Origin of the sequence: Streptomyces albicerus (assembly GCF_008905045.1) — a bacterium.
GTDB classification, from domain to species: Bacteria; Actinomycetota; Actinomycetes; order Streptomycetales; family Streptomycetaceae; genus Streptomyces; species Streptomyces albicerus.
In genome coordinates, this window is the sequence record NZ_VWMY01000096.1 from 23,846 (window position 1) to 32,616 (window position 8,771).

Annotated in this window: 7 protein-coding genes; 3 read left to right on the forward strand and 4 right to left on the reverse strand. The window is 69.3% G+C overall.

Annotation, left to right across the window (positions count from 1 at the left end; genetic code table 11):
* Positions 1-200: 200 nt before the first annotated feature.
* Positions 201-1,046, forward strand: a complete 846-nt coding sequence (locus tag GAS53_RS48660) for a nitroreductase/quinone reductase family protein (protein ID WP_151484213.1) — start codon at positions 201-203, stop codon at positions 1,044-1,046.
* 189 nt (positions 1,047-1,235) lie between these two features.
* Here the strand turns inward: GAS53_RS48660 and GAS53_RS48665 are convergent, their stop codons facing one another.
* Together GAS53_RS48665 and GAS53_RS48670 are read right to left on the reverse strand one after the other, a co-directional pair.
* A complete protein-coding gene (locus GAS53_RS48665; protein WP_151484214.1) occupies positions 1,236-3,326 on the reverse strand; it encodes a HelD family protein in 2,091 nt (696 codons plus the stop codon).
* Between the two features lie 139 nt (positions 3,327-3,465).
* Positions 3,466-4,071 carry a TetR/AcrR family transcriptional regulator gene (locus GAS53_RS48670; protein WP_151484220.1) on the reverse strand — a complete coding sequence of 202 codons (606 nt, stop codon included), beginning with the start codon at positions 4,069-4,071 and terminating at the stop codon, positions 3,466-3,468.
* A gap of 237 nt (positions 4,072-4,308) precedes the next feature.
* On the opposite strand from GAS53_RS48670, the gene GAS53_RS48675 reads away from it, so the two are divergent.
* Positions 4,309-5,280: a zinc-binding dehydrogenase gene (locus GAS53_RS48675; protein ID WP_151484215.1), complete on the forward strand. Its 972-nt coding sequence runs from the start codon at positions 4,309-4,311 to the stop codon at positions 5,278-5,280.
* Between the two features lie 57 nt (positions 5,281-5,337).
* Here GAS53_RS48675 and GAS53_RS48680 read toward each other — a convergent pair whose 3' ends face one another.
* Together GAS53_RS48680 and GAS53_RS48685 are read right to left on the reverse strand one after the other, a co-directional pair.
* Positions 5,338-7,290: an aminoglycoside phosphotransferase family protein gene (locus tag GAS53_RS48680; RefSeq protein ID WP_225859590.1), complete on the reverse strand. Its 1,953-nt coding sequence runs from the start codon at positions 7,288-7,290 to the stop codon at positions 5,338-5,340.
* 153 nt (positions 7,291-7,443) lie between these two features.
* The gene (locus tag GAS53_RS48685) at positions 7,444-8,331 is read right to left on the reverse strand and encodes a winged helix-turn-helix domain-containing protein (protein ID WP_151484216.1); all 888 of its coding nucleotides are present in this window, start codon (positions 8,329-8,331) and stop codon (positions 7,444-7,446) included.
* 174 nt (positions 8,332-8,505) lie between these two features.
* Between GAS53_RS48685 and GAS53_RS48690 the strand changes: the two genes are divergently transcribed.
* A complete protein-coding gene (locus GAS53_RS48690; RefSeq protein WP_151484217.1) occupies positions 8,506-8,688 on the forward strand; it encodes a hypothetical protein in 183 nt (60 codons plus the stop codon).
* Positions 8,689-8,771 lie beyond the last annotated feature (83 nt).

Sequence of the window (8,771 nt, forward strand, 5' to 3'; positions counted from 1 at the left end):
TTGCTGCGACGTTGCCACGCGTGTCGTTTCCGCGTACCCGCACGTCTGCCCTGTAGGCGCCCACCCAGACGTCCATCCCCGGGGAATTCGCAGCCATCACCATCTCCCCCACCACGGGCGTGCCCGCATTCGCCCCGTGGCGATTCCCCATGCCCTCATCCAGAAATCACTGAGCTGTAATACCGAGAAGAAAGAAGAGAATGCCCAACGACTTCAATCAGCAAGTCATCGAAGAGTTCCGCGCCAACGCAGGACAGGTCGGCGGCTATTTCGAAGGAGCGCGGCTGATCCTGCTGACCACCACTGGCGCGCGTTCCGGCAAGCCGCACACCACCCCGGTCGGCTACTACCCCGACGGCGGCGACCGTGTGCTGGTGATCGCGTCGGCCGCCGGCGCCCCGAAGCACCCGGCCTGGTTCCACAACCTCGTCGCGCACCCTGAAGTCACTGTGGAAACGGGAGTGTTCACGTACGAGGCCAGGGCCGAAGTCCTGGAAGGCGCCGCACGCGACAAGGCCTTCGCCCGTGCGGTCGAGGCCGACTCCGGCTGGGCGGAGTACCAGGCGAAAACCACCCGAGTGATCCCGGTGGTCGCCCTCCACGAGATCGCGAGTGGCGGCCCGCCGAACGTGAACGCGTCCTCGATGGGCCAGGCGGTCAAGGCCATCCACGACGCCTTCCGCCGCGAACTCGCCCTGATCCGCAAGGAGATCGGTGATTCGGGCGCCACTCTCGGCGCCCAGCTCCGCGTCAACTGCCTGACCTTCTGCCAGGGCCTGCACAACCACCACACCGGCGAGGACCTCGGCATGTTCCCGTTCCTCGCCGACCGCCACCCGGAACTCACCCCGGCCCTGGACCGCCTGCGCGAGGAACATGAGCACATCGCGGCCCTGACAGCGGAGTTGAAGCGGATCATCGGCGTCGACGCCGCGGACCCCCAGTACGTACGCGAGGAGGTCGAGCGCCTCACCACCGAGCTCGAGGCCCATCTGACGTACGAGGAGGAGCAGTTGATCCCGGTACTGGACGCACCCGCCGCGTAAGCGCTCCGCTGGAAGAACACTGATGTACCTGCGGGCCGGTGGGGGCTGGTCGCGCAGTTCCCCGCGCCCCTTCAGGGCGCTGCCGTACCGCACCGGACTTCACCGAGGCCGCTCAGACGGATCCATCGAAGTGCGGTGCGGTACCCGTGCCCCTAGGGGCACGGGTACCGAGCAGTTCCCGGACAACGCTCACTCGAACGGCAAGGGCCGCGCGTGCACCACGTCCAACCGCGACACCGCCCGCGTCAGCACGACATACAGCCGATGCAGCCCTCGCCCCGGCCCCCGCCCCCGCACCTCTCCCTCGGACGCCTCCGCGGACGCCTCCGCGATCGCCGCCGGCTCGACGGCGACTACATGGTCGTACTCGAGCCCCTTCGCCACTCCCGCCCCCAACACCGTGACCCGCGCCCCCAGTTGGTCCACTCCTGCCACCTCGACCCCCGCGCCTCGGAGCGCCTCCCACACCCGTACGAACTCCGAGTCGGCCGCGACGACCCCCACGGACCCTTCGTACGCGAGCGCACGCCGCACGGCGGCGACGGCCTCGCCGAGTACGTCGTCGGTCCGCAGCACCCTCAACTCCCCATCCCGCCGCAGGGATCGCGCCGCAGGCACCCCCACGTCCAGCCGCGCCAGCACCCGGTTCGCCAGCTCGACCACCACCTCCGGTACCCGGAACCCGGTGGTCAACGGCACGACCACCGCCTCCGGCTTGCCCAGATGCCCGAGCAGTTCGCTCCACTCGCGGGCGGCCCACGGTGTGGTTCCCTGCGCGAGATCACCGAGCACCGTGACCGACCCGAAGGCCGCCCGCCGCCCGATCGCCCGGCACTCCATCGGTGACAGATCCTGCGCCTCGTCGATGACCAAGTGCCCGTACCCTTCCGGGTGTTCGACGAGTCCGGCGACCTCGTCGAGGAGCACGAGATCGGCCGCGGACCACCGCGCGGACTTCCACGACCGGGGCGGCCGCGCCCACAGGACCGCCTTCTGCTCGTCCGCGTCCAGCACCCCGTCCGCCGCCGCGGCCAGCGCGCCCGGGTCGGTGAGCAGCTCCGCGACGACCTCCTCCGGCCGCACCTTGGGCCACACGGCGTCGACGTACGCGCCGACGGGCCGCGCCCTCGAGATCTTCTGCACCCAGGCGTTCGTCTGGGGCCCGGCGCGCCGTTCGGCCCGCTCCCGCACGTACCGCACGATCCGCGTCCGGACGCGCTCACGCCCGACGGCGTACGGCGGTTCCTCGGCCCGTACGCCCGCCACGATCCGCGCGAGCACGTCACCGGGCACCCGCCACCGGTACGAACCGTCGGGCACCGCAAGGTCGTTGGCGACGTCCGGGTTCGGGTTCACGCGGGCGTACAGCGCGCGCCGCAGCACCTCCGCCGTCCGCGCGTCATGCTTGACGACGGCCGCGGCCTCGTCGTCCTCGCCCCTGACCGGATGCCGCCCGATCTCGTCCCCGATCGTGGACTGCCGCACGCCCGTCTCGCCGAGCGCGGGCAGTACCTCCGAGATGTAGGAGAGGAAGGTGCGGTTCGGCCCCAGGATCAGCAGTCCGCCCCGCTGGACGCGCTGCGGGAACGTGTAGAGCAGGTACGCGGCCCGGTGCAGCCCGACGGCCGTCTTCCCGGTGCCCGGCGCGCCCTGCACGCACACGGACACGGTGAGGTCCGCCCGTACGAGATCGTCCTGCTCGGGCTGGATGGTCGCGGCGATGTCGCGCATGGGTCCGACGCGGGGCCGCTCGATCTCACCGGCGAGGATGCGGCTCTCCTCGTGCGGGCGCCCCTCGGCCAGGTGCTCGTCCTCAAGGCCCGTGAGGTCGGCCGAGTCCCCCCGGCTTCCCGGCGCCCAGCCGAACCGCCGCCGCACCCGCACACCCTGTGGATCGCGGGCGCTCGCTTGGTAGAAGGCGCGCGAGACGGGGGCGCGCCAGTCGACGACGAGGGGTGGAGCGGACGGGTGCTCGGTGATCCTCCGCCGTCCGACGTGATAGCTCTGCCCGGCGTGATCACCGGCGGTTGCGCGATCCCGTCCGAAGTCCAACCGCCCGAAGAACAACGGTCCTTCGGGCAGTTCCCGCATCTCCTTCGCCCGGCTGCGGAGCCGGTACCCGAGCACCTCGGCGTCGGCGCCGGAGGCGGAGACGTCCTCCCCGGCGACGACGTGTTCCTGAGCACCTTCGACCATCGCGGCGAGGGCCGCGCGGCAGGTGTCGTGGTAGACGCGTTCCTGGGTGAGGGAGGTGGCGAGAGCGGGGTCGGGTGACGTCATTCGAGTGAGGATACCCGAATACGTAACCGAGTTAAATTTCTTACCGTGTTACGCAGACACTCCGGCCGAGGGGCGGCCGGCATCACGCGTCACCCATCACGCATCACGGTCATACATCACGCATCACACGTCGCACGCGTCACGCGTACCCGGGCAGCCCCTCCCCGAGCCGCGCGAACGCCCCCTCCGCCGCGGCGACGGCATCCCGCCGCACCTCCGCGAGCCGCTCGCCCGCCGCGATCCGCCGCCAGTTCTCCAGTGCGAGGATCCGCTGCACGGCGACGATCTGACCGGCGGCGAGCCGGGCCTCCAGGTCTCCGCCGAGCGCCTCGGCGAGGGCGGCCTCGGACCGCTCCAGGTACTCGTACAGCCGCGCCACGAGCGACGGAGTCCCGTACAGCAACCGGTGAAAGGCAAGAACAGCCGGATGCCCATTGACCCCGGTCACGGGGTCGCTCCGCTCGATCCCGGCCAGAAAGTGCCGCCGGAGCGCATCGATCGGGGACTGCCCCGGCGCCCGCGCGCCGACCACCCGCGCGGCCTCGGCCCGGTGATCGGCGAACCGGTGCAGGACCAGGTCTTCCTTGGTGGGGAAGTACCGAAAGAGGGTCGGCTTGGAGATCTCGGCCGCGGCGGCGACTTCCGCGACGGAGACCCTCTCGAACCCCTTCTCCAGGAAGAGCGAGATGGCGATATCCGACACGTCCTGGTACATCCGCAGCTTCTTGCGCTCACGCAGTCCCATCGCACCGGCAGCGGCCACGGCGCCGCCCGTCGCGCCCGCAGCGCTCTTCGCACCCGTCTCGCCCATGCCCCGAGCCTACGCACCTTCCGGACTCTCCCCTTCCTCTCTCCCTCCCCCTCCTCTCTCCCTCCCTCCTCTCTCTCCTTCTCCCTCTCTCCCCCTCCCGCACTTGACCTCGACCAAACTTGAGGTCAAAGACTGCACGCGTACGTAGGCCCCTCTCCTCTGGAGATCCCCATGCGAGCAGCCCAGGTGACGAAGTTCGGCGACCCTTCGGTTCTGATCACGGCCGATCTCCCGGACCCGGTCCCGGCGCCCGGCGAGGTACTGATCGACGTCGCGTACGCGGACACGATCTTCGTGGAGACGCAGATACGGTCCGGCTGGGGCGGTGAATTCTTCCCGGTGACCCCTCCGTACGTCCCCGGGGGCGGCGTTTCGGGTGTCGTGAGCGCCCTGGGCCCGGACGTCCCCGCGGAGTGGCTGGGCCGCCGGGTCACCGCCTTCGTGACGGGCAGCTATGCGGAACGGGCCGTGGCCGCGACCTCGGCCCTGACGGTCGTACCGGACTCCCTGGACCTCCTCCAGGCCGCGGCCCTGGTCCACGACGGCGTCACGGCGACGGGCCTGATGGAACTCACCGCGGTGACCGAAACGGACCGAGTCCTGATCCTGGGCGCCTCGGGCGGCATGGGCACGCTCCTCGTCCAGCTGGCTCATGCACGGGGTGCCCGAGTGGTGGCCGCGGCTCGAGGAGAGGCGAAGTCCGCGCTGGTCCGGGACCTGGGCGCGGACGCGACGGTCGACACGAACTCGCCCGACTGGCCGGCTCGGGCCCGTCACGCCCTGGGCGGCGCCGACGGGTCGGCGGACGTGGTCCTGGACGGAGTGGGCGGCGAACCAGGCGCTTCCGCCTTCCCGCTGACAGCCGACGGCGGCCGCTTCTCGGCCCACGGCGCCCCGACCGGCGGCTTCGCCACCCTGGACCCGACGGAAGCCAAGCGCCGCGACATCACGCTCTTCGGCATCGCCGACGTCCAGTTCACCCCGGCAGACGTCCGGCGCCTAACGGCCTCCGCTCTCGCGGAGGCCGCGGCGGGGCGGTTGCGGCCGGTGATCGGGGAGGTGTTCTCGCTGGAGGGGGCGGGGGAGGCGCATGCGGCTGTTGAGGGGCGGGGGTTGGTGGGGAAGGTGGTGCTGAAGATGTGAGGGCGAGGGTCGGGGGAGCCGGTCGCGGCTGCCTCCGCAGGGCGAGGCCTCCGGACCTCAGGGCGTCGGGCGGGGCCTCGGCCTCGAAAGGCCGAGTGATGCGGTGGCCGCGGCCAGCGTCATCGCGTACGCGTCCACCGCCCGCTGGACGTTCGGGGTGTCCAGCGCATCGCCGGTCACCAGCCGGTCGAGGTCGATGTACGCGGACCGGACCTGCTCGATCCACCGGTAGACCTGCCAGTCCTGCTCCCACCCCTTGGTACAGCGCTCCGGAAGCGTTTCGCTCCACCCCCGGAACATGCGTTGCCGGATCTCGGGCAGTGTGGGCGTCAGGTGGAGATGGCGTACGAGGTCGTAGAGGGGATCCCCGATCATCGCCATCTCCCAGTCGATGATGGTCAGCCCGCCGCGCCGCCCGTCGCGCACCAGGTTCCACGGGTTGAGGTCACCGTGGAGCAGCACGGGATCGCGTGGGGTCACCCTGTGCCGGCCGAGGATCTCGCTGAGCCGTTTCCCGCCCGGGAGCCCCCGCTTGCACGCCTCACGCCGGGATGCCTCGGGGAGGTCGTTCACCAGCCGTACGAGTTCGTTGCTGAGCCAGCCGTAGAAGTCCGCCTGACCCTCCGCCGGGTCCAGCAGGCTGTGATCGATGCACGCCAACTCGGCAAGCTGCTCCACGAGTTGGTCGGCCTCGTTCGGCGTCAGCCCCTGCACAGGGTGGTTGGGCGGCTGGTCCGGGGCCGTGGGTCCTTCATACGTGTGGATCGTGAAGTGGCAGTCCTGGCTGTCGTATCCCAGGGCCAGTGCCCTCGGCGCCCTGACGCCGGCCTTCGACTCCTCGATGACCTTCAGGACCGCGTGCTCGCTGAGAAAACCCCGTTCGCGACGAAGCACCTCACCGGCCATGCGCCGCACAACGACCTGAGGCTCGAAGCCCGGCACCTTGACCACGGTGTTGAGATGGGCGGTGCCCCTGAACACCCGTTTGGCGGAGGCCTCGCCCTCCTGAGCCAGTGCCGAGTCCACTTCGGGACGCCGGAAGTCCGGGCACTCCGGCAAGCGCCCGTCCGGCGTCCAGCGGAACACCTCGGCCGGCCGTGCTTCCCCGAGACGTACGACCCGCGCCGCCTGCCATCGGTACAGAGCGCGTTCGATCTCGCCGTCGGCCGGCACCTTGACCAGCCGAAGCGGTTCGGCGGCCCTCTCCAGGGTGCCGCGGATCTCCGGTACGGCCTCGGCGAGCCTGGTGCGGTCGAGCTCCGCGCCGAGCGATCTCGCCGCTCGCCTCACGTCGGTGTAGACGGACTGGATCCGTACGAACGCGAGGTAGTGCGGCAGGTCTTTGGAGAGGCTGTAAGCCGCCATGGGTCTGACGCTCTGCACGGCCTTCACCCAAGCATCGATCACTTCCTGCTGCTGATGCTCGGGGTACCGCATCCGCACGAGATGGCTGGCCAGGTCGTAGAGCGGATCTCCATATGTCGCCGATCTCCAGTCGAGGCAGACCACCGAGGGGTCTTCCCCTTCCCCGCCCTCCCTGATGATCACCTTGCTCCGACGGAGGTCGGCGTGCAGCAGGCTGTAGGGGCGGCGGGCCATGCTCGGTACGCGCTCCGCAAACCGGACCAACGAGTCCTCGGGCACTCCGAGTACGCCGAACAGCCCACCTAGTTCAGTCCAATTGGCTTGGCGCAGACGTGCGGTGGCCAGCCGCGCGAAGCTGCCCAGAAACGCCTTGCTGTCCCTCTCGTTGTGCGGCCAGTCGGGGGGAAGCGAGGGCAGCGCCTCCTTGCGCACCTGGGTCAGCCCCGCGAGGAACTCCGCGAGCTTGCCGATCAGCAGGGAATCGACGGGCTTCCCACCGGGACACTTGCGCTCGAGCCTCTCACCCGGGGCCTGACCGGGTGCCCCGAGCCCGCCGCGGAAGACCGGGCGCCACGAGGTCTGGGGGAACCGCACCCGAACGGCAGCGGCGACTGCCGACACGTCCGACCAGGTCCTGATGGCCACGTACTACTCCCGGATCCATCGCGCGGGACTTCGCTAAGGAATGCACGCCCTAGAATAGTGATGCAAACCTTAGCGGCGCTCGACTCTTGATACACCACGAGGCGTCCCTCTGAGCGCACCTCATCACATCTGTAACGATGCCGTGTTTTGGCGTTACCCGGACTCCACGGTGAGCAGCTTCCAGCACTCGTCGAACCAGGACTGCCAACTCTCCACGTTCGCCGAGCCCTGGGACCTCGGGTCCTCGTCCCGCACGTAGTGCGTCAAGGTGGAGCGAACGCCTCGGACGTCGATGGCCGTGACCACGTCGCCGTCATCCAGGGTCATCGGACGCACCTCCGGCTCGTACGGCCCATGGAGCAGCTGCGTTTTGTTGAACAGATACACCTTGGAGTAGGGGGCCATCGCCACCTGCCGGATGTCCAGCGTCACCGTCAGGTCCGGCAGGTCTTCGTTCAGCCCCTGAAGCCGTTCCCTGATGGAATCCGTGTGACGGCTCCTGATCCTTGCCAGCCGCTGCTGGGGACGGGGATCGGCCGGATCGCCCTGCACGATCGGATAGGGCAGGCGCAGGTCGTCCGAGGGCAGCAGCATCCGGATGGTGATGCTCCGCGGGGAGTCGATCACGCCCGCGCGGATGCGCTCCTCCTGCGCACCCACATGGGTGTCCAGGGATTCCGACGTCAGCGTGAACACATCCAGGGCCACCTCGGGCGCCTTGAACGCCTCTCCTATCAGATCACCCAGCGTCATGGGACCGCCGGTGGCGCCCGGCTGCACGCTGGAATGGATGGTCTGTGAGCGCACCACTCGTGTGCCGCTGCCCTGACGTGGCTCGATCCAGCCCTCGTCGGTCAGTTGCCCAATTACGCGCTGCACGGTGTCGCGGGAGACGCCGAACTCCTCGGCGAGTGCACGCTGAGACGGCAACCAGCCACCGATACCGTACTGGCCCTTTCCGTCGGTCAGCCGGCGGTGCAGGGCGTCCAGCACGGTGTCGTACGGCCTGCCGCCACCAGCGGCGGAATGCTCGGTTGCCACATGCCGACCCTACCGCCACCAGTCCATTGGCAAACCAATTCCAGCCAATCACCCAGTCGGCCAGGCAGTTTCGGTTAGAGGAGACGATCCGCCGGGCACAACCAATTCAAGTCAACCAGTCCAATTGGACCGAAGGTTGATCGATCCTTCACAGACGAATAGGGGTGGGGTCCCATGAACTTCGTCCAACTGCTGGGGGTCGTCTGGGTCGTCGGCTTCGAACAGTTGGTCCAGTGGCGGTACGGAGCGGTGGGGCTCTTCGGCCTCGCACTGCTCGGCTTCGGTGTCCGGGCACGCAACTCGGCGTGCACGGTCGTCGCAGCCGTGATCTTCGTCCTTCTGATGACTCAGGCCTAGTGTCCTGCGCCAGAGATCCGTCGGTAGAAGCGGGCGAGGGAGTCGAGGATCTCTTCGGCTGTCTTGGTCCAGATGAACGGCTT

Coding starts and splice junctions, on each gene's coding strand:
- GAS53_RS48660 (WP_151484213.1), top strand. CDS start 201: ATGCCCAACGACTTCAATCAGCAAGTCATCGAAGAGTTCCGCGCCAAC.
- GAS53_RS48665 (WP_151484214.1), bottom strand. CDS start 3,326: ATGACGTCACCCGACCCCGCTCTCGCCACCTCCCTCACCCAGGAACGC.
- GAS53_RS48670 (WP_151484220.1), bottom strand. CDS start 4,071: ATGGGACTGCGTGAGCGCAAGAAGCTGCGGATGTACCAGGACGTGTCG.
- GAS53_RS48675 (WP_151484215.1), top strand. CDS start 4,309: ATGCGAGCAGCCCAGGTGACGAAGTTCGGCGACCCTTCGGTTCTGATC.
- GAS53_RS48690 (WP_151484217.1), top strand. CDS start 8,506: ATGAACTTCGTCCAACTGCTGGGGGTCGTCTGGGTCGTCGGCTTCGAA.